Source organism: Adonisia turfae CCMR0081 (assembly GCF_011009555.1).
Lineage (GTDB): Bacteria > Cyanobacteriota > Cyanobacteriia > Phormidesmidales > Phormidesmidaceae > Leptothoe > Leptothoe turfae.
On sequence record NZ_QXHD01000004.1, the window covers coordinates 1476185 to 1495144 of the forward strand.

The window sequence follows — 18960 nt, forward strand, 5'->3', positions numbered from 1 at the left end:
ATTTTCTCCTGAAGATTTCGTTAACTAAGTTCGACTCGGTAACTGTATCCGTGTTGGGTGAATCCTAAGGATTCGTAGAAGGCGTGGGCAGCTGTTCTGCGAAGGTTAGTGGAAATGGTGAGTTTGTAGCATCCGGCAGAACGACACTGTGCGATCGCAACGTTCATCATTCGCCGACCAATCCCCTGGCCTTGCAAATCAGGAGCCACCCCCACAGCTTCGACAATGCCAGATGGGCTGCCATGGTGAACCAGATTATCCATAATCAGCAAGGCAAACGTGCCAACAACTTTCTCGGAGAAACAGGCAACCCACAGCGTGTAATTTGGATACTGTTGAACCCGTGAAAACCATTTCTCGGTATCAGCTAAGGTCAAAACAGCGTCATGCTCCAGCCCCGAATGATTATAGATATCCACAACTTGAGGTAAATCTTCGCGGCTGCCAGGACGAATTGTTAGCGTCATACGCCCCCTTGAGATTCTATGATGGGTTGAGCTGTGCGAGGCAGCCCCAGCACTCGATCGTCGACAAAACACCAGCAGTCTAAACCCAAGGGATAATCTGCCGTCATCATTTGCCACTGTTGCCAAAAATCAGAATTCAGAGGCAGACTCACCGCAATTTCATCCAAAATCCCTGGCCCTTTGAGTTTCATGGGTAATCCCCCCGTTAACTCAGGCAGTTGGATCAATAACGAAGTAGACGCTTCTGGATATTCAGCATTGCCCCAGGAGAATTCAGCCAGCTTAGGGGCGGTGGCGATTTCCTTAATCAAGGCAAAATCAGCAGCCTGGGGATTGTCGGTAAAGCGACAGCCCGTATGAAACACTAGCCACTGACGCACATCTTCAGTAAATCCTGACTGTAACCACACTACAGTTTCTAAATCGAACAGGGTGAGGCAGGCAGCGGCGCAACTTAGCTCAAGACCATTAGGTGTGGTCAGGGAAACAGTTGTTTGCAGAATACCGGGTCTTGCCAAGGCATCTAACAACGCTCGGAAGGTTTTCTGGGCGTCGTAAACTGTATCTGTAAATCCGGTTAGCTGAGTAATCATCATTAGCTTTCCCCCCGCAGCATTGTGAAAAAGTTGACACGGGTGGATTCAACTTCAGCCGCTTCCCGCTCTCGTTTTTCCTGGGCTGCCGCTTGCAAAGGGATAATCACCTGGGCCTGCACCCGATCATGCCAACCAGGGTGCTGTAGCAGCCCATCACACACAGCTGCTAGCTCTGCATGGCGTTTGGAACGACCCGCTACATACCCAAAGCCAGTCAGCTCATCCAGCTGTACTACACAACGAGTCAGCGTCATTTCACCCAGGTTAAAGGGTTGCCCAGTCCCCTCGGCTCGACCTCGCACCATGGTCAAACCAACTTCGGGCGATCGCAAAAATCCATACCCAGGCACATCGTCAAGTGTCGCAACGCACTCTTCTAAAAGCATCAAGGGCGCTTTAGCTAGGACTGACATCCAGACGGCTCTAGATGGTTGTAGCGCTGTCTTTACCATAACTTAACCAATTGTTAACTGATCGTTAAATTCATGTAGACGTCTAGACAAATTATTGATCCTTTAGGCTGAAGATGCAACTGATTTATGGTGGTGTGTCGGGATGACATAGAGCTATGGCACTCAAAAAGTTCAGTGATGAAGTAAGGGGCTTAAATTTGCCTATTTCCCTTATAGCGATTTCATTGGCGTTTGAACCTGGTTTCTCATGAAATGGAGACCTAGTTTTTGATTTATAAATAAAAGTGATCCAATTTTGGTTAGGTGTCGTACCTCTAATGAACACCTGTTAGGAAGGTATTAATTCATGAAGAAGGTAATGGTACTCACCAGCCTATTGGCTGCTACATTTGCGATGTCTCCAGTGCAGGCTAAAGAGACAGCCTCTGCTCAGTCCAAAGATGGACACACTGGAAACACTATTGTTAGTATTGCATCCACCAATGATTCCTTTGATGTTTTGACTGCGTTGCTAAAACACGCCAAGCTAGTAGGTGTGCTCAATGGTGAAACAGAGTTTACAGTGTTTGCCCCTACTGATGATGCGTTTGGCCGTTTGCCTGAAGGCACAATTGAGAGTCTCTATCAACCCGAAAACAGAGAGCTATTGGCAACCATTTTGACGTACCATGTGGTGCCCGGCAGTGTGCGGTCTACCGATCTGGCATCGGGTAGCGTTGATTCTGTTGCTGGAATTCCTTTAGATATCTCTGTGGGTTCTGGAGTGACCGTAAATGACTCTAACGTGGTTTCAGCTGACATTGAAGCCAGCAATGGCATTATTCACGTTGTTGATGCGGTAATTTTGCCTCCTCAGTAACCATAGTCTTTTCTAGAATCTGTTACGTAGGGGCGCATTGCAATGCGCCCCTACGCAGGATATGGTGCATTGGCCTATAGCATTTGCCTGTATCTGAAGGGCGCACGACAGTGCGCCCCTACCAGCCATTCTGAATTCTCAATTAAATAGCAGCCCCTAATTGCCACTTAATCAGCAAGTTTTGTATGGTGCGTATAGCAATGCCCTAAGATGTCTAGAACATGGGGCAAACGCCCTATCTGTACGTTTACTTGCCTGTTTGAGAGGCCGCTAAATTATGGCTGCGTTAGTGCTATTTTCCATTGAGCTAGCCTTAATTATTATTCTTTGTGGTTTTTTATATATTTCTTTTAATTGGGGTTCTCGTTGGGTTTTACAAGCATCTCCACTACAGATGGATGATGCAGGCTTGCAAACGCTACGACAAAACGTATTTGGCATCGTTCTGATTTCAGGCTGCTTGCTCGTTCTATTAGTAGCAGGATTCAACGGGTGGATACTACTACAGGGTGAAAAGCCAGATACGTATACCCTGTCTTTGATTCAAAACACACCTCAGGAAGTTTGGCTGGGCATAGCAGCAGGTGTTGCCAAAAGTATATGTTTGCTGGTCCTGGTCGGTATTTTGCAGCGTCCCCTCAAGCACAGGTTAGCTCAGATTAGTCGCCACGTTAAGCAGATAGAGCAAATCACGGCGAATGATGAGAGTATTGAACATTTGTTTAAGGCCTTAAGTACCGTATTACGCGTGGGCATGTGGCTTTTGGCCTTGATATGGTGTGCTCGTTTTTTGCATCTACCCGAAGAGATATCTCCTTATCTCTATGCAACCTGGCGAATCTATTTGATTATTTCCATTGGCGTTATCGTTTTTAGATCCGTAAGTGTTGTTGTTGATAGCTTGGATGCTTTGAGTAAAAAGTATTCTAGCCCTAGTAATCTGTTGCGGTTTTACGATCGTTTACAACATCTTGTTCCTTTTTTAAAGCGCTGTTTGGAATATGTTGTCTGGCTCTATGTAGGTATATTAGTAGTCAGGCAAATTGACTTAATTGCTAACTTAGCAGGCTATGGCGCAATGGCTGTGAAGGTCATTGTCTTAGTTTTTTTAGGGCGATTAGCTGCCAATATCGCACAATTACTTGTCTCAGAATTATTGCTGTCCACTGAGGAAACATCGACTGCAATTTATCAGCGACGGGTGACCATCACCCCACTCATTGTAAGTTCACTTAGATATATTATTTACTTTGGCACGGCTTTATTTTTGTTAAAAGCTCTCAATATTGATCCAGGGCCAATCTTAGCAGGTGCCGGGATTGTGGGTCTAACCGTTGGTTTAGGGGCGCAAAACCTGGTGAAGGATGTGGTCAGCGGTTTCTTTATCCTGTTTGAAGACTATTACTTAGTGGGTGATTTTATTAAAACTGCCGAAGCCCAGGGGATTGTTCAATCGATTGAGCTACGAACGACACGCATTCTGCATCCCGATGGCCAGGTTCAGATTCTGAGAAATGGCGATATTGGATCGATTATTAATTACTCTAAACATCCGATTAATGCAGCGGTAGAGGTGTCTATCACCTACGAGGTAGATCCGGAAAAGGCCTTTGAAATTATTGAGCGTGTGGGAATAGAATTGTGTCAGGACGAGGACGATGTCCTAGAGCCAACTCATATTGAAGGCGTAGAAACATTCTCGGAAGAGATTTGTTTAATTTATACCCAAACTAAAGTTAAGCCTGGTAAACATTTGAAGATTCAACGTGTGCTACGTCAGCGTTGTCTGGTTGCACTCTTGAAAGAGAATATTGAGGTAGGCTCGATGGATACAAAATTGGTTCTCAAGAGTGGTTTTGAGAAGTTTGGTGTGCAGAATGAAGCAGTATAAGGGCTTGGTAGACGTTCCATGGAACGTCTGTGCATGATTCTGAATGGAAGTGGAGAAATGCCCTAGACTTTCGATAGAAAATACCGAGCTTTTTCTCTTTGAGACCAGGTAAAGAACGAATTTGTTCTAGTAGCGCGTTGAGGAAAGCTATTGTTTCTGCAGATGTGTGTTTCATGGTGGCCTATTCCTAAGCTACGGTTTTGTAGATTGAGGATAAACGTTAATCAGATGCGAAATAAATCCTAACTAGTATCGTTGAGCCATAAATCAAGAATTATGTTACTGGTTAGTGGCTGGGTACGCTCTAGGGCAAAATTAGACCAAATTAAGGGTCTAACCAAGGTCTGAGACACTGAAAGATACGTAGAGAGTAAACATTTATGGAATGGTATATCAAGGTTTTAAAGAACTATGCAGTATTTGAAGGACGTGCGCGCCGAAAAGAATACTGGATGTTTGTTCTATTCAATTTTCTCGCTGCCTTATGTTTAGGCTTCATAGAAGGCTTTCTGGGAGCATTCAGTAATACGGATCAAAGTATCCTCAGCTTTATTTATAATTTAGCTGTTCTGATTCCATCTATTGCTGTCGGTATTCGTCGTATGCACGATGTTGACCGCAGTGGGTGGTGGATTCTGTGTCCAATTGTAAATTTGGTCTTTGCTGTAACGGATGGGACCGCAGGGTCTAACAAGTTTGGGCCGGATCCTAAAGCAAATGAGCGTTAAAGGTTGAAAGAGCGCTGATGGGGCATAGGTGCCTTTAGATTAGTAACCCCATGCCCCCTTCCCTGTCCCTTAGCAGCGGGTATTTTATCAGCCACTAGATTACGTACAGAAACAATCGGTGTGGTTATACTGTTTCCTCCAACACTTTCTCTTTAGTTTCTTGGGTTGTTACCAAATGACATGCCGTTGGATGGACTCCGTCTACCCTGGTCATTACCGCAAAAGCATTTCTTGCAGTTGCCAAGCTTCTGCTACTCAAGCTTGTGAGTTGCTGATTGTCAGCAGGAATATAGGTTTTAGAGGTTCACTCTTGTTTATCAGCAATAGAAATGACTTCTATCCAATAGCACTTCACCGTGGTCAGGGACCCAAGCAGCCCAAGTGTCGTCTGATGCCTGGCAGAGTAACTTAGCCTTGTCATAAGCAAAATAGCTAGGTGGTTGCAGCAGCTTAACCCAGGTATCGCGGGTGTAATTAAGCTGACAAACAGAATACCAGCTTGGCGCAGGTTCTACTTCTGGTTCGGGTACCAATGGGCATGTGGGAGCGCTAGCTTGAAGGAGCATACTCATTCTTCACTTCGCAGTTATTTATGTATTCAATTTTACAAAATAGAGGTTATAAAGGTTACTCTATGGCAATAAGTTAATAAAACCTGACAATCAAAGATATTTTGCGATTGCTGATTTAGGAGATGAGCCGGTCTAGAGCCATTGTTATCTGACCGCCTCTCCCAGCTAAAATCATCCTGCCAGTTTGGCCTTAGTTCCAATCGCTTTTGGCAACAGGATCTTCCGTTTTCTGTTGCTCCCAGTCAGGTGCATGTCTGTTTGTTTTATAGAGGTTAGTTTGGTGTGCTCAATGACGGTAGCTTCAGTCCCATGGGCGCAGGTGACGAGACTTCTCTGACTATCATGGTGCCTAGTGACTAACCAGGGAGGCAGCTTGCAGGAACCAAATGTATTCGCCAAACTAGTGCGAGGGGCAGGGGCCGCATTGACAGTGCAGATAATCAGTGCGGGGGTTTTATATAGCTCTCAAGTGTTGCTGGCGCGTTGGATGGGCACAGCCGCCTATGGGATTTATGACTATGCTACAGCCATTGGCATTTTCTGGGCCTTTATTGCTGGATTTGGCTTGCCAACGGCGGTTCTGCGGTTTATTTCAGCCTACAATGCCCAGGAAGATTGGTCCCATTTAAAGGGAATCATCTGGGGCAGCTGGCTACAGACATTGTTGATTGGTATTCTCACCTCGCTGTGTGGCACTGGCATTTTGTTGTGGCTCAATGCTCATCGTGATTTAGGTGCTTATACCATGCCTGTTGTTATTGGGATTTGGACAATTCCGACCGTTGCCCTGGTGAGTCTCCAAAAAGAGATTATTCGTGGGTTTCAAAGAATTGTATTGTCCTATGCACCATCACTGGTTATGCAGCCGCTGTTGCTGATGATCATGGCGGCTATTTGGCAAAGGTTGTATGGGCTGACCAGCACAGTTGCGATCGCACTCTCCTTGCTTTCTGCATTATTAACCCTGGGGTTGCAATGGTTGTTATTTCAACAAAGTGTAGATACCAAAATCCGTCATGCCCAACCCGCCTATGAGATTTCCCGATGGTGGAAAGCGGCTGTACCCTTAATGTTGTTTGGTGGTTCATTCATGGTGCTCAGCCAAACAGACACATTAATGATCGGTGTGTTTTTAGATGCCAAACAGGTGGGCATTTATGGCGCAGCTCTCAAAACCGCATTATGGGTGCCGTTTATTTTGGCCTCTGTAAATGCGATCGCAGCACCATTGATTGCCTCCCTCTATGCCCAGGGCGATCACGAGAGACTGCAACAATTAGTCTCTACTGTGGCCCGATGGATGTTTTATCCAGCCTTCATCACATCGATTGGGCTCATCAGTTTTGCAGGACCTGTACTACAGTTATTTGGCCCCGAATTTGTGGCTGCCAAGGGTGCATTAACCATTTTGGTCCTAGGCCAGTTAGTCAATGTAGGAGCTGGTTCAGTGGGCTATATCCTAACAATGACCGGCTATCAAAGCCAGTCCGCCGTTGTTATGGCAATCAGTGCCCTGGTTAATGTCATTCTGAATTTAGTTGGCATTCATATTTTCGGAATTGTTGGAGCCGCCATGGCCACCGCCTTTTCCATGGCTATGTGGAATGTTTGGCTATATTGTTTAGTGGTGCGGCATGTAGGGGTGCGACCATCAATTTTAGATGCACTGCGCGCACTGCGCTGAGAGAGTTGTCCACAGGCTTCGGGGACTGCACAAAAATAAAGACCCAGGTTGGGGTTGTCGATGGGTGGATGAGTGATGGGCTAATGGGGTGATTATTTAAGCGCAAGCGCCTTACCTAGGCAGTCGCAATACACGTTTGCTATGGTTGAGTTTCATCGTTACTGAGGCTTACACATAGCCAATGTTGGTAGAACTTGCGATTGGTGATGCCTATGGTGCTGGGTTTGAATATTCCCCCAGCAGTATGATCCGTGAACAGAATGATCTCAGTGGGTATGTGCAACATCCACGACATCAGATTCAGCCAGGTTACTATACCGACGATGCCCAGATGAGTATTGCAATTGCCGAAGCCATTGTGTCGGGTGAACCCTGGACTCGTGAGAATCTAGCCCATTATTTTGTCTCAGCCTTTAAGCGTGATCCTCGTGAAGGCTATGCCCGTGGCTTTTATGGATTTTTGCAAGCAATCAACGGTGGGGATGAATTCCTTGCCAAAATTAGGCCCCATAGTGACAAAAGTGGAGCCGCCATGCGAGCCGTTCCCATTGGCATTTTCCCAACTGTTAAAACTGTGATTGAACGCTGCAAACTACAGGCAACCCTAACCCACGACACACCAGATGGCATCAACGCTGCAGTTGCGGCCAGTCTAATGTCCCATTACTTTATCTACCAGCTTGGCCCCAAGTCAGAATTGCCACAGTTTATTCATAAACGTGTACCTGGACCATGGATAACACCCTGGCAAGGCAAGGTTGGCTCCAAAGGTATGATGAGTGTTCATGCGGCCCTAACGGCTGTCATGGCCCACGATTCCCTCAGCGAAATTCTCAAAACTTGTATTGCATTTACAGGTGATGTAGACACAGTTGCCACCATTGCCCTTGGTGCAGCCTCTTGCTGCCAAGAAGTAGAACAAAATATTCCACCTGTTTTAATCGAGACCCTTGAAAATGGCGATTACGGCCTTGATTATCTTCGTCATCTTGATGGTCAGCTATTCCAAGCCGTTACATGAAATATTTCCATGGTCAAACAATAGCCGCCTCTTTCTCCTGATGCTCAGGACAATCCAAACGCAAATCGCGATCACCAAACGGCGCATCCACTAACATACAGTGATGAGGACGATCAGCATCCTCATATACATTGGCCCTAAAATATTCACAAGTCACACACATCCGTGACGGAGGAATCTTTCCCTGTGACTGCAGCTTCTGAATCATTTTAGTTAAGCCTCTAAAGAAAATCGTTTGCTCTTCTTCAGAGAGTTCTGTGACTGCACTTAATAAGAAATCTGGCCAGCTAGCAGCTTTTTCCGCTTGTTTTTGACCTTTAGGCGTCAGCCGAATGGCGATGGCTCGACGATCATCCGTTGCCTTTTCCCGAGACACCAACCCCTTTTTTACCAAGGATGAGACCGCATCACTTGCCGTCGCTGCACTGGTAGCCAATCCTTTAGCAATGGTAGAAAGGCGAATTCCCCTTTTTGGGCTAGATTGGAGCAATGCCAAAATCTGCCCTTGGGTGGGAGTTAACCCTTGAGCTTCCGCTCCTTGCCAGGACTGACTACGCAGGGCTATACCAATTTTGGAAAGCCCTGTGATAACCCGTTGGCCAATGGGTTCATTAATGGTGTCAAATGGATTATCCATTAAGTGTACGGTGGTATGATCGCGACAGGCTCTAACACATGGTTAATGATTTTACTCACCTCTGTTTCGGCTTTATGTCCAAACCATTGTGCCAGGATAGTGAAGTCTCCATCAAATAGAATCCAAGATGGAGTCCCTTGAAGCTGATTGACATGAAAGGTATATGCGGCAGGTGATAGTCTCTGTAGAACTTGCTTTATCCTAGCGCGGGCACGGGCTTGGGTTGTTTCATCCATATGGGGGAATGAGGGTGTGAGATGACATACGTGCTCGACATCGTTGTCATCAAAAAGCTCAGCCGCGTCGCCTACCTGGTCAAAGGCTACGGGAAAGGTAATGGGGACGGTGTAGGATCGCTGACCATGGTGTTGAAAGTATAGTCTAGTGGCCCCAATAACTTCACCTGTTTCCAGCAGACATTGGGTGTAGTCGGCGGTGTTTAGATCAAAGTCCTCGAATGCGGTTGAAAGTCCTAAAACATTGAGACGATTACCATAGGTATGATGTAGGTGTTCTGCCAGGGGTAGGGCATGGATAAAACAGCCAGGGCAATTGACCTGAAAGACTAACAAAAGATTTAAATCCTTGATCTGAAAATCGCCCTGTAGAACTTGGTCAATGGTCATTTTAAATTTAGCCACAAGAGTCACCTCCTTTGATTTATCGCAAAAGATCTACACTGTGGGTGCAGTGTTAATGCACCCCACAACAGTCTCAACGGGCCTGAACCACATAGGGCAAACTCAAATCCCCTGAAACCACACTATAAACCTCGTAAACTCCAAGCAGAGGGCGGTTGGCGTCGGATGTGTTGACCTCCATGTAGGCAGCAACACCGTCAAAGTTAAACTCCGTGACATGGTTTATCCGTTGTGCAGGCACCAATACTCGCAATGTGCTCTGATCGGTTATGACCGAGAACCCAGGAGAATCCATATACATGGGCATACCTGGATTAGTTGGCGGTAATACAACACTCTCATCCTCTTGGGCAAATTCCAGTACGGACAAACCGCCAGATACACGGTCATCAGGTGTTAGCACAACCCAGTGGCTATGCCAGATAACTCCGTCATTCGCGAAATTACGATCATTGTTTTCATCCCATAGAGGTGTGTCATCAAAATCAGGATGTGAGGTAACGGCCAGGGCAACAATACCGTCAGTGGCATTGAAACCCACATCGTCAGGGGCCAATGTCGTTGGAAAAACATAGCCCAAGACAGGAGCACCATCTAACTGACCAGCGGCTTGAGGCAATGTAGCTCCTACCATGCCATTCACCTGTTGCTCGAACACCAACAGGTCCAGATCGTCCAGATATTGCACCTGTGCCAATTGAATCTCCAAAGCTGGGTTTTTGTCAGTTGCCTGAACTGCTCGAACGGGCTGGGATACCCCTGTAAAGATAATCAAACTGACAGCTAAAACAAGCAACCCAATAAAACGTCGCATAAACGACCTCCTTTATTTATTTAGGATTCCTAATAATTAGAACTCCTAAATAGTATCTAGCTTAAAAGATGGCGTCAAGGGGGAAGGTTGCGATCGCCCATGCAAATCAGGTTTTGAAATCTTCTAATGCCCGTGTGGAACTGATCCTCTAGAAAGAGAAAAGTCTAGATGAAATATTGTTACTAAAAATCAGGATGCCCGTCGGATCGCTTCAGTTTTCTGGATTTGTTCTGGACTGAAGCCAGCCTGTCGTAAATGATCTAAAAACCACGACTCACGATATTGAGAGTCTAAAGCAACCGCCTGCTGATAGGTTTGTTGGGCTGCTTCAGTTGCTTGGCTGTCCCATTGAGCTAGGGCTAAAGCTACCCAAGGATGGGGGTTGCCCGGTTCTAAAACCGTTGCCTGTTCTGCATGGTCAATGGCTTGGTCATACTCCTGTAGGCGATGATAAGCCAGGCTTAAGTTGTAGTATCCAATTTCGTTGTCAGGCTTCAGTGCGATCGCTTGGGTATGGGTTTCTACGGCAGCATCTAATTGACCATCCACCAAGTACACAATGCCCAATGCATTTAAAGCAGGCACGTGGTTATCATCTTGGTCCAATGCACGTTGCAAAACATCGATGGCATTTTCCGCCTGTCCATCTAAATGCAGGGTCCACCCCAATATCACCTGGCCCGAAAGATTCTGTGGGTCTAACGTCACAGCCTCCTGCAGGGCTGCGATTGCTTCTTTGTAGCGCCCCTGACCGCGATACTCCAGCCCCATCTGACGATTCTGGGCCGCCTTAGCTTTCTCTTCAGCAGATGGTTCAGTCATGGGAGTCTCGTTTATTTCCTGAGGAGTAGAGGCTACAGAAGTAGTGTCCGCTGAGTCTGATGTGTTAGTCGACTGAGATGGAGCGGTTGAGGTAGCCGTGCGACAGCCCGCTAAACTAAATGTCAGCAACGTAGTCAAAAGGAAACTACTAACTTTTTGAAGACTAATTTGCACTACAGTTATGCCAAGACTCTGGGTCTCATTTTAGCGGTTATTCACCGCGGTTATTCGCCTAAGGCGAGCAATGCTGATTCTGTCCTCTATAGGCAAGCAATTATCAAATGCTATGGGGAATATCACTATCCGACAAGGCCCTATGCGTTGGCTCATTGTCTTGCTGCTAGGTTTCGTATGTTGGCTTTTACCCACAACCTTGCCTATGCTGCCCGGCTCAAGTGGTGTTGCCCTGGCCGTGACAATTTCATCTGAAACTGCTTTGGCCCGGTTATTTACGTCTTCAGAAATTCAGGCTAGCTGGTTTGCTAATAGCTTTTTGTCGCAGATTTCTCTGACCCAAATTGAACAGGTTGTGCAGGGTATTACCGCTACCCTGGGGCAGTATCAGAGTGTTGAGGCCAGGGGGAACCAGTATCTTCTGACGTTTTTGCAGGATGCGGATGGCCACCATTACTGTATTGCCGCCACCTGGAACAATCCTGATGGCATTGCCGAGCTCAAGTTTTCCGGTCTTTATCGCGGTGCTCTCTCATTGATAAAGTCAGACTAAAATACTGGTAGCGCTATCTACCACCGTCATGACATCTGATTTTCTCAAGCGAGTGCTCCCCTTTATCCTTGCGGTAATGGCGGCCTTGGGATGGAAGACTGTTTATGCTAGCAACCTATCCCCCATCGATGTCTCATCTAATCTGGTCAGTACTCGCTCCAAGATTATTCATCAGACGGTATTAACCATCGACAGCCATATTGATTGGCCCATTCGGCAGTCGGTGAATCCCGAATTTGACCCAGGTATGGGCCATGGGACGGGAGCCCCTGGTAGTGGACAGTGGGATTTGGTGCGGATGGCGAGGGGCGGACTTGACGGGGCGTTTATCTCCATCTTTACCCCCCAGCGAGAGCTGACAGCCCAGGGATATGCCCAGGCAGCAACCTTGGCGAATCAGATGATTGCTTGGACCTATCAACTGACGGTCGATTACCCAGATCGGGTTGCGATCGCGCTTACCCCAGACGATGCCTATCGGCTAGAACGGGAGGGAAAACGGGCAATTTTTCTAGGTATGGAAAACGGCTATCCCTTAGGCACCGATATTGAGGCAGTCAACGCTTTTTACAATCGCGGAATTCGCTACATTACGTTAACCCACTCTAAAAATAATCAGCTGGGGGATTCTTCCACAGATGATCAGCAAGATTGGCAAGGGTTAAGCCCATTTGGCGAAGCTGTGGTGCATGAGATGAATCGCTTGGGCATGATGATCGATATTTCCCATGTGCATGACGATACCTTTTGGGATGTCATGCGTCTCACCCAAGCACCCCTCATTGCTTCCCATTCCAGTGCCCGTGCCCTGCGAGATGTCCCCCGCAATATGGATGACACCATGTTGCGGGCGATTAAGGAAAATGGTGGTGTAGTACAGCTATGTTTGCTAGGAGATTATATTAAAGAGATTGACCAAGATCCAAGACGAGAATCTGCATTAGAAGCATTGTCAGATCAACAGGCCGCCTGGCTGCGAGGAGATCTGAGCGACGCAGAGGTGGCTGATTTACTGAATCAGTATCGGGCCATCAGCGCCCAATATCCTGAAATTAAACCGACCCTGGCGGATGCCATAGACCATCTTGACCACATGGTAGCTGTGATGGGTATTGACCATGTGGGCATTGGCTCTGATTTTGATGGCGGTGGTGGCTTAGTTGATATTGCAGATGTCTCTCAGATGCCTAATATTACCCAAGAGTTATTGTCTCGGGGGTATACGCCTGATGATATTCGCAAGATCTGGGGTGGTAATTTGATGCGAGTATTTGATGCTGCGATCGCAGTAGCTGAACAGATGCAAGCAGAGGCTGAAGGCTGATGGGTATTTCCTTTTCTAACCCAGATGAGAAAATAGCGTATGAAAACAAGAAGCTTGCCCTAATTAAAGAAATTAACGAGGCATTTGATGGTGTTGCCCGTGAAGATGGCGTCACGCTCCATGAGGCGATGGTGATCGATGATTACGGTAGCCCGGCAGAGCGAGCTGAGGCTAGAGCACAGGATACTGAAGACCAGTGGCAAGACGTTCCAGAAGATGATATTCGATTTTCTGATGCGGTTCTGAGTTTTCTAGACTCGAAGGGTTTTCACTATTACCTGCCGGCCTACATGGTTTGGTATCTCCGCAACATTGATAATGAAGATCCTGCATACTGGTCAAATACATTTGACTCGGTAATCTTTCATTTGACCTATCAAATAGATGTAGAAAACTATGTCGCTTCAAAATTTCAATTGTTTACCCCTGCTCAACTGAGGGTTACGGGATATTTTCTTCAATTTAACGTAGAACGAGAAGAGACAATTGAGAAGCAGAATTTGCAGGAATCTTTGTCCAAGGGTGGCTTATCACCAGAAGAGATTAACTCTATTTTGCTTGATCATACATTTCACAATCATGAAGACAGGCAGGCGTTAGAGACGTACTGGCGACAATTTATATAGATGAGTCACTAGTTAAGGGAGGCGACACACCATGACAACCCATAACCACGATACTTCCCTTGGCATGGGTGTTTATTTCGCCCCGGATGATTATGTTGGTATGATGCGTCGCATTGCCATTTTGCTTATCGACTTGGCAGTGCTGATCATCGTATATGTGTTATTTGCCATTTTTTTGATACCAATCGTTGGTAACCGCAACGGGTCAATGGGGTTGCTCTATTTTGGTATAGTGTGGGCTTACTTAACGACTCTCAAATCATCACGCATTCGCACGGTGGGTTATCGGCTGATGGGTGCCCGGATCATTAATCTGCGTGGTGGACGCCCCTCCATGTTTCGCATGACCTTTCGTTTATTATTATGGGCATTTGGCCCGTTTAATCTGTTGTTTGATTTGTTATGGTCCAGCGTTGATGACGATCGCCAATCCTTACGTGATCGAATTGCCGGCACCTGTGTTGTTAATGCTCAAGCAGAACCCATCGGTACAGCTGAAATTCAACTCAAGTATTACTATGCATTTGGTCTGGCGTTAATGTATTCGCGAGTGATGCGTCCGCAGGATCCAGAATGATAGATGATCTGGGGCTCAAAGCTTTGGTCTTTCGCATTATGGCTGACTGCAATAGCCTTTGACTGCATCCATCAAGACAGCCCCACAAAAATTTGTACCTTTAGTGGTCACATTGTAGAGACGGGCATGGCGCAAATTTGCCCCTTGTAAATTTGCGTGGTTAAGATTGACGGAATCCAGCTGTGCCCATCTGAGATCCGCATTACTCAAATCCGCACCAGTCAAATCCGCATGCTGAATGCGTACTCCTTTTAACCGACAGCCGGAACAATTTTTAGTCGCCCTTAAGGCAACGACTCTCAGGGGTGTTTCAGCCTGAAGTACTAGAAGGATAATGGCTGTAGTGAGTAAAACTCGGAACAGCTTCATAGCTTCCTCTACAAATTGGAGACAGTGTAATCCTTACATTAGACGAGCTTCAAGGGGTAGGTCCCAAAATTTAACACTTTTACGGATAATATATGTATATGTATTCTTTTTTAGCCGCTTGCACCAGTTTTTACTGTGTTCAAAGGTTAACTATACTGAATTTTTCAGTCGCGACACACACAGATATTACCTTTTATTGAAAATGCTTTAATGTTCTGCAATAAAAACCCTTAAATCAAGCCATACAAAGTTTTGAACCAGGTTACAAACCTCTGGGCATTAGGATGATTGGGATGCAAAATGCGTTCCATAATTGCTTGATGTAGCTGTCTCCCTGGAGGATCCTGCCAAGCTAACCAGGTGTAGATATTAGCTTTATCGAGATGAGGATCTGTAAATACAGCACCTTTACCTTTAGCCTCGTTGGTTACTACCTGGGCAAACTGCCAGAGTGTTTCACTGTCTGTTGGAATCATATAAGTTAAGAAGGTTTCCAACATGCCGCGCATCCTGTTATCAGGCATTATCCAAATTCCAAACTTAATTCCACTAGAAGTAGTGTGGAGTAATCCATCTTCAGGTAAGACGTCTGGAATATCAGGAATACTGGTTAAGCTTGCATTTCTAATACTTTGCCAACGTCCTATAGGATTATCATCAGCATCAATCATAATGCCGAGCGCCGAAAGCCCAGAGGCTTGTAGCTCTGTCGAGATTAAGTCTGGATCGACTAAATTTTGATAACCGTCATAATCACGAATAAAAACAACCGGTCTTGTCCGAGTTCCCCAATTCACACCATTGGCTTCGATTAGTTCTGGGATTACGAAACGATCTTGTTTTCCCTCGACAAGAAGAACGTTGGGGTAAATGTCAGCCATGCCCTATCGCACCTCAATTCCACGTTCAGCAGCGATTACAACTTGTCGTTCCGTAAATACAATACTCTTTGGCTTATCTTTCTCAATCCTCTGAATTGTAATTCCCTCTTCAATCACGTTTTCGGAATTTGCCATTGCAGCAAGACTCGTCCAACAATCACTATTGTGAGTTGTGGCAAAAACTTGCACATTAAGCCTTTTAGCTGTTTTCCATATTAATTTCCACATATCAGACATTGCACTAAAGTGGAATCCAGTATCAATTTCATCGACTAATAAAACACCATTCCTTGCATTAACAATAGCTAACGTAAGGCCAAGCATTCGCCATATTCCATCCCCCATACTACCAATCGGTATGCGTTGGTCTTCATTAGTGAGCCTGACAACAAACCCACTACGTGAATCACCAGGATATCTATACTTTTCAGAACCAACTGAAGCAATACGATTAATACTTGGCTCAATTATCTGGAGTACTTCTGTAACAAGCTCCTCCTCTGGAGTCAAAACAACCTGATCAAATAACTCAACCATTTTCTCACTGGTCAAGGAGGAAGACGTTATAAATTGGGTTCTTGATCCTAATTTCTTTAAATCTTTGCGAACACGTCTTATGTAATCTAACGGCAAACCTTCTCTAGAGGATAAGGGCAGTTTAATGCTCTCATTTTCCTGTCCCAACCACTCAATAACTAATACAAGCTCTCGTAGATCTTCAAATAGACTCATTTGGCCTGAATTTTCTACAGATACCGTGACGCCTTCTTCATTGCTATGAGTATTGCTGAGTATTGAAAACTTGCTGCCTACATCAATTTCATGATTATGGAAAAGGTGACGAACATCTAGCTCACGATTACCGCCCCGTTCATCACTAAAAATATATTCACCACGACCGATCATTACTTCTCGCAATGATTCAAGATTAGATTGAGAATAAAGAAGCTGCACAGCCTCTAAGATAGAAGTTTTACCGCTATTATTAGTGCCAACGAGCAAGTTTAATTTGCCAAGCTGCTGAAGCTCAAATCTTCGAAAACAACGAAAATTTTCAATTCTCAGTGACCTCAGCATGTTTGACAGTTTGTTGAAGTTATGGTATACACCTTCATTATAAGGGACAACGTAGCTTCACAGTAGCGAATCTGAATAATGTCATAATGCTTTTGCACATCAAGAAGGCTAACACTAGGTTGGTGCGGCGGTGCAAGGGTTACTGATTTCGAGGCTAGGGTACTGACCGCCGCATAACTCTGCCGTTAGCTGCATCTGCTGCACTTTGCCGCCCGACCAATCGCTATGCTTTCGGGGTAGCCACAGTGCAGAGAGTTTATGCGTATTCTCATCGTGAATCCACCGCACCCCGCCATTGGCAGTCGTATTCCACGGGAGCAACTGCCCCCTCTGGGACTATTGTGTGTCGGTGGAGCATTATTGGACGCTGGTCATGACGTTACGTTGCTTGACGCTGAACTTGGCCCACTTTCTAATGATGAAATTGTTCAGCAAGTTGTTACTCACAGTCCACAGGTACTGCTTATTGGTCACTCAGGCTCAACCTCAGCCCACCCAATTGTTGTTGATCTTACTCTTCGCTTTCGGCAAGAGTTGCCCTCCCTCACGATTGTTTACGGTGGAGTCTTTCCCACATATCACTTCCACGACATACTCACCCAAGAATCTCAGATTGACGTGATTGTTCGAGGTGAGGGTGAAGCCACTGTTCCTAAGCTGATGGCGGCTATTGAAGAGGCGAATGATCTTGCTAACGTAGAAGGTATTGCCTTCCGTCGTAATAATCAGATCATTGAAACACTCCCTGCTCTTATGATCCAAGATCTTGATGCCTATCGCATCGGCTGGGAATTAGTCGACCTGAAGAACTATAGCTACTATGGCGGTAAGCAAGCTGTCGTTATACAGTTTTCCCGAGGCTGCCCACACCTATGTAACTACTGTGGACAGCGAGGCTTCTGGGCTCGTTGGCGACATCGTAACCCAAAGAAATTTGCAAAGGAAATTGCCTGGCTTCATCGAACCCATGGCGTAGAACTATTTAACTTGGCCGACGAAAACCCAACAGTAAACAAAGCCATCTGGCGTGAACTGTGTGAAGCTATTATTGCTGAAAATCTACAGATCAGTATTATCGGTTCAACCCGTGCAGACGATATTGTACGAGATGCGGATATCCTGCATTTGTACCGTCAGGCAGGCGTTGAGCGATTTCTCCTGGGTATGGAAAATACCGATGAAGTCACACTCAAGGCAATTCGTAAAGGCAGTAAAACTAGCACTGATCGTGAAGCCATTCGTCTCCTTCGACAGCATGGCATTCTTTCTCTAGCTACATGGGTGACTGATTTTGAGGAGGTTACTGACTATGACTTTATTCGTTCGCTCAAACAGCTACTCTGGTACGATCCTGACCAACTTATGTCGTTATATGTTACACCCCATCGCTGGACTGGATATTATCGAATAGCTTCTGAGAGGCGAATTATCCAACCCGATCAACGTAAGTGGGACTATAAACATCAGGTATTAGAAACTCGCTACATGCCTCCCTGGCGTATCTTTCTGTGGGTGAAATTTATTGAAATAGTTCTGCAGGCTCGCCCTAAGGCGTTATGGAGATCATTTCTGCAGCCAGATCGAGCTGCACGGCATGGCATGAATTGGTTTACCCGCATGGGGCGACGGGTTATAGTCCATGAATTTTGGAACTTTCTATTTCACGACTCTCGCATAATAAATGGACCAACATTAAGAGAATTTTGGGGTGTGCCGCAAGACCATCAAGAAATTCCACTACGCATGTCCTATCAGCCAATGAAGCATACAATGCCTATTGAGCAAGCAAGCTCTAAGGTCCGTTCTTGAACACAACTCAACTAGTCTATTGATGAACCTTTTGGGCTGAGTGCAGTGCAGGTATCCCAAATTGCAACAAGTCCCCAAACGTTGTCGCTCATAGCATCCAGTTGAGTTTTAATAACGACTGGTCAAATCTCATCAGTTCCAACAAATCTCGGCGGTCGCTTGTCGCAATATCCCGATCGCCCGTAGCGTTAACGACAAGTGCACTCGGTGGGGGGCGGGGTCTGCCACCTAGCTAAGGTTATGTTTTGTCAACGGTTGGTCATTGGCCAAGGCCCCATTCAATATCGGTGGATCGCTCAGGGTGAATAGCGTTGAGGGATCGGTAGAAGTCGGAAGTTCCAGCTGAAATCATGGCAGCCCCCGCCAGAGGTTTTGCCCCCGAACATGGCGTTGATGCTGTCTGAGCGAAAATATCGGCTAAGCTT

At 46.0% G+C, this 18960-nt stretch carries 21 protein-coding genes; 10 read left to right on the top strand and 11 right to left on the bottom strand.

Annotated elements, in window-relative coordinates; genetic code table 11:
• Positions 1-20: 20 nt before the first annotated feature.
• Genes DXZ20_RS10450 through phnG form a run of 3 tightly spaced genes read right to left on the bottom strand, consistent with a single transcriptional unit; the run spans position 21 to position 1515 of the window.
• On the bottom strand, positions 21-467 hold the full coding sequence (locus tag DXZ20_RS10450) for a GNAT family N-acetyltransferase (RefSeq protein WP_163698035.1): 447 nt from the start codon (positions 465-467) through the stop codon (positions 21-23).
• Positions 464-1063, bottom strand: a complete 600-nt coding sequence (gene phnH, locus DXZ20_RS10455; RefSeq protein WP_348918560.1) for a phosphonate C-P lyase system protein PhnH — start codon at positions 1061-1063, stop codon at positions 464-466. The genes DXZ20_RS10450 and phnH overlap by 4 nt, the downstream gene beginning before the upstream one ends.
• Positions 1063-1515 carry a phosphonate C-P lyase system protein PhnG gene (phnG, locus tag DXZ20_RS10460; RefSeq protein ID WP_163698036.1) on the bottom strand — a complete coding sequence of 151 codons (453 nt, stop codon included), beginning with the start codon at positions 1513-1515 and terminating at the stop codon, positions 1063-1065. Before phnG ends, phnH begins: the two co-directional genes overlap by 1 nt.
• Before the next feature lie 307 nt (positions 1516-1822).
• Here phnG and DXZ20_RS10465 point away from each other — a divergent pair, with 307 nt between their 5' ends.
• The 3 genes from DXZ20_RS10465 (at position 1823) to DXZ20_RS10475 (ending at position 4954) form a co-directional block, all read left to right on the top strand.
• Complete coding sequence (locus DXZ20_RS10465) at positions 1823-2335, top strand: fasciclin domain-containing protein (RefSeq protein ID WP_163670056.1); 513 nt, start codon at positions 1823-1825, stop codon at positions 2333-2335.
• Between the two features lie 277 nt (positions 2336-2612).
• Entirely contained in the window at positions 2613-4226 is a 1614-nt protein-coding gene (locus DXZ20_RS10470) for a mechanosensitive ion channel family protein (protein ID WP_163698038.1), read from the top strand.
• A 380-nt stretch (positions 4227-4606) separates the two neighbouring features.
• Entirely contained in the window at positions 4607-4954 is a 348-nt protein-coding gene (locus DXZ20_RS10475; RefSeq protein WP_163670052.1) for a DUF805 domain-containing protein, read from the top strand.
• Between the two features lie 317 nt (positions 4955-5271).
• Here DXZ20_RS10475 and DXZ20_RS10480 read toward each other — a convergent pair whose 3' ends face one another.
• On the bottom strand, positions 5272-5520 hold the full coding sequence (locus DXZ20_RS10480) for a hypothetical protein (protein WP_163698040.1): 249 nt from the start codon (positions 5518-5520) through the stop codon (positions 5272-5274).
• 358 nt (positions 5521-5878) lie between these two features.
• On the opposite strand from DXZ20_RS10480, the gene DXZ20_RS10485 reads away from it, so the two are divergent.
• Both DXZ20_RS10485 and DXZ20_RS10490 read left to right on the top strand, forming a co-directional pair.
• A complete protein-coding gene (locus DXZ20_RS10485; RefSeq protein WP_163698042.1) occupies positions 5879-7210 on the top strand; it encodes an oligosaccharide flippase family protein in 1332 nt (443 codons plus the stop codon).
• 181 nt (positions 7211-7391) lie between these two features.
• The gene (locus DXZ20_RS10490) at positions 7392-8231 is read left to right on the top strand and encodes an ADP-ribosylglycohydrolase family protein (protein ID WP_163698045.1); all 840 of its coding nucleotides are present in this window, start codon (positions 7392-7394) and stop codon (positions 8229-8231) included.
• A 13-nt stretch (positions 8232-8244) separates the two neighbouring features.
• Here the strand turns inward: DXZ20_RS10490 and DXZ20_RS10495 are convergent, their stop codons facing one another.
• The 4 genes from DXZ20_RS10495 to DXZ20_RS10510 form a co-directional block, all read right to left on the bottom strand.
• Positions 8245-8868: a MarR family winged helix-turn-helix transcriptional regulator gene (locus DXZ20_RS10495; RefSeq protein WP_163670045.1), complete on the bottom strand. Its 624-nt coding sequence runs from the start codon at positions 8866-8868 to the stop codon at positions 8245-8247.
• Positions 8868-9509, bottom strand: a complete 642-nt coding sequence (locus tag DXZ20_RS10500) for a hypothetical protein (RefSeq protein WP_163698047.1) — start codon at positions 9507-9509, stop codon at positions 8868-8870. The genes DXZ20_RS10495 and DXZ20_RS10500 overlap by 1 nt, the downstream gene beginning before the upstream one ends.
• A gap of 73 nt (positions 9510-9582) precedes the next feature.
• Positions 9583-10323 carry a hypothetical protein gene (locus DXZ20_RS10505; RefSeq protein WP_163670041.1) on the bottom strand — a complete coding sequence of 247 codons (741 nt, stop codon included), beginning with the start codon at positions 10321-10323 and terminating at the stop codon, positions 9583-9585.
• A 189-nt stretch (positions 10324-10512) separates the two neighbouring features.
• Positions 10513-11145 (bottom strand): tetratricopeptide repeat protein, encoded by a 633-nt coding sequence (locus DXZ20_RS10510; protein WP_250565711.1) that lies wholly within the window; start codon positions 11143-11145, stop codon positions 10513-10515.
• Between the two features lie 379 nt (positions 11146-11524).
• On the opposite strand from DXZ20_RS10510, the gene DXZ20_RS10515 reads away from it, so the two are divergent.
• Genes DXZ20_RS10515 through DXZ20_RS10530 form a run of 4 tightly spaced genes read left to right on the top strand, consistent with a single transcriptional unit; the run spans position 11525 to position 14399 of the window.
• Positions 11525-11872, top strand: coding sequence for a hypothetical protein (locus DXZ20_RS10515; RefSeq protein WP_163698051.1), 348 nt, complete (start codon positions 11525-11527; stop codon positions 11870-11872).
• Positions 11873-11900: 28 nt separating this feature from the next.
• Entirely contained in the window at positions 11901-13196 is a 1296-nt protein-coding gene (locus DXZ20_RS10520) for a dipeptidase (RefSeq protein ID WP_163698053.1), read from the top strand.
• On the top strand, positions 13196-13822 hold the full coding sequence (locus DXZ20_RS10525) for a DUF6714 family protein (protein ID WP_163698055.1): 627 nt from the start codon (positions 13196-13198) through the stop codon (positions 13820-13822). The genes DXZ20_RS10520 and DXZ20_RS10525 overlap by 1 nt, the downstream gene beginning before the upstream one ends.
• Positions 13823-13853: 31 nt before the next feature.
• Positions 13854-14399, top strand: coding sequence for an RDD family protein (locus DXZ20_RS10530; RefSeq protein ID WP_163670030.1), 546 nt, complete (start codon positions 13854-13856; stop codon positions 14397-14399).
• 36 nt (positions 14400-14435) lie between these two features.
• Here the strand turns inward: DXZ20_RS10530 and DXZ20_RS10535 are convergent, their stop codons facing one another.
• The 3 genes from DXZ20_RS10535 to DXZ20_RS10545 all read right to left on the bottom strand — a co-directional run bounded on the left by DXZ20_RS10535 (position 14436) and on the right by DXZ20_RS10545 (position 16726).
• Positions 14436-14768, bottom strand: coding sequence for a pentapeptide repeat-containing protein (locus DXZ20_RS10535; RefSeq protein WP_163698057.1), 333 nt, complete (start codon positions 14766-14768; stop codon positions 14436-14438).
• Positions 14769-14998: 230 nt separating this feature from the next.
• On the bottom strand, positions 14999-15649 hold the full coding sequence (locus tag DXZ20_RS10540) for a DUF3226 domain-containing protein (protein WP_163698060.1): 651 nt from the start codon (positions 15647-15649) through the stop codon (positions 14999-15001).
• 3 nt (positions 15650-15652) lie between these two features.
• On the bottom strand, positions 15653-16726 hold the full coding sequence (locus tag DXZ20_RS10545; RefSeq protein ID WP_163670026.1) for an AAA family ATPase: 1074 nt from the start codon (positions 16724-16726) through the stop codon (positions 15653-15655).
• 258 nt (positions 16727-16984) lie between these two features.
• Between DXZ20_RS10545 and bchE the strand changes: the two genes are divergently transcribed.
• Complete coding sequence (bchE, locus tag DXZ20_RS10550; protein ID WP_163698062.1) at positions 16985-18535, top strand: magnesium-protoporphyrin IX monomethyl ester anaerobic oxidative cyclase; 1551 nt, start codon at positions 16985-16987, stop codon at positions 18533-18535.
• The last annotated feature ends 425 nt before the right edge of the window (positions 18536-18960 follow it).

What these genes read in the sequence shown, in the direction of transcription:
- DXZ20_RS10450 (WP_163698035.1), bottom strand. Translation starts at nt 467, where the DNA reads ATGACGCTAACAATTCGTCCTGGCAGCCGCGAAGATTTACCTCAAGTT.
- phnH (WP_348918560.1), bottom strand. Translation starts at nt 1,063, where the DNA reads ATGATGATTACTCAGCTAACCGGATTTACAGATACAGTTTACGACGCC.
- phnG (WP_163698036.1), bottom strand. Translation starts at nt 1,515, where the DNA reads ATGGTAAAGACAGCGCTACAACCATCTAGAGCCGTCTGGATGTCAGTC.
- DXZ20_RS10465 (WP_163670056.1), top strand. Translation starts at nt 1,823, where the DNA reads ATGAAGAAGGTAATGGTACTCACCAGCCTATTGGCTGCTACATTTGCG.
- DXZ20_RS10470 (WP_163698038.1), top strand. Translation starts at nt 2,613, where the DNA reads ATGGCTGCGTTAGTGCTATTTTCCATTGAGCTAGCCTTAATTATTATT.
- DXZ20_RS10475 (WP_163670052.1), top strand. Translation starts at nt 4,607, where the DNA reads ATGGAATGGTATATCAAGGTTTTAAAGAACTATGCAGTATTTGAAGGA.
- DXZ20_RS10480 (WP_163698040.1), bottom strand. Translation starts at nt 5,520, where the DNA reads ATGCTCCTTCAAGCTAGCGCTCCCACATGCCCATTGGTACCCGAACCA.
- DXZ20_RS10490 (WP_163698045.1), top strand. Translation starts at nt 7,392, where the DNA reads ATGTTGGTAGAACTTGCGATTGGTGATGCCTATGGTGCTGGGTTTGAA.
- DXZ20_RS10495 (WP_163670045.1), bottom strand. Translation starts at nt 8,868, where the DNA reads ATGGATAATCCATTTGACACCATTAATGAACCCATTGGCCAACGGGTT.
- DXZ20_RS10505 (WP_163670041.1), bottom strand. Translation starts at nt 10,323, where the DNA reads ATGCGACGTTTTATTGGGTTGCTTGTTTTAGCTGTCAGTTTGATTATC.
- DXZ20_RS10510 (WP_250565711.1), bottom strand. Translation starts at nt 11,145, where the DNA reads ATGACTGAACCATCTGCTGAAGAGAAAGCTAAGGCGGCCCAGAATCGT.
- DXZ20_RS10515 (WP_163698051.1), top strand. Translation starts at nt 11,525, where the DNA reads ATGCTGCCCGGCTCAAGTGGTGTTGCCCTGGCCGTGACAATTTCATCT.
- DXZ20_RS10520 (WP_163698053.1), top strand. Translation starts at nt 11,901, where the DNA reads ATGACATCTGATTTTCTCAAGCGAGTGCTCCCCTTTATCCTTGCGGTA.
- DXZ20_RS10525 (WP_163698055.1), top strand. Translation starts at nt 13,196, where the DNA reads ATGGGTATTTCCTTTTCTAACCCAGATGAGAAAATAGCGTATGAAAAC.
- DXZ20_RS10530 (WP_163670030.1), top strand. Translation starts at nt 13,854, where the DNA reads ATGACAACCCATAACCACGATACTTCCCTTGGCATGGGTGTTTATTTC.
- DXZ20_RS10535 (WP_163698057.1), bottom strand. Translation starts at nt 14,768, where the DNA reads ATGAAGCTGTTCCGAGTTTTACTCACTACAGCCATTATCCTTCTAGTA.
- DXZ20_RS10540 (WP_163698060.1), bottom strand. Translation starts at nt 15,649, where the DNA reads ATGGCTGACATTTACCCCAACGTTCTTCTTGTCGAGGGAAAACAAGAT.
- DXZ20_RS10545 (WP_163670026.1), bottom strand. Translation starts at nt 16,726, where the DNA reads ATGCTGAGGTCACTGAGAATTGAAAATTTTCGTTGTTTTCGAAGATTT.
- bchE (WP_163698062.1), top strand. Translation starts at nt 16,985, where the DNA reads ATGCGTATTCTCATCGTGAATCCACCGCACCCCGCCATTGGCAGTCGT.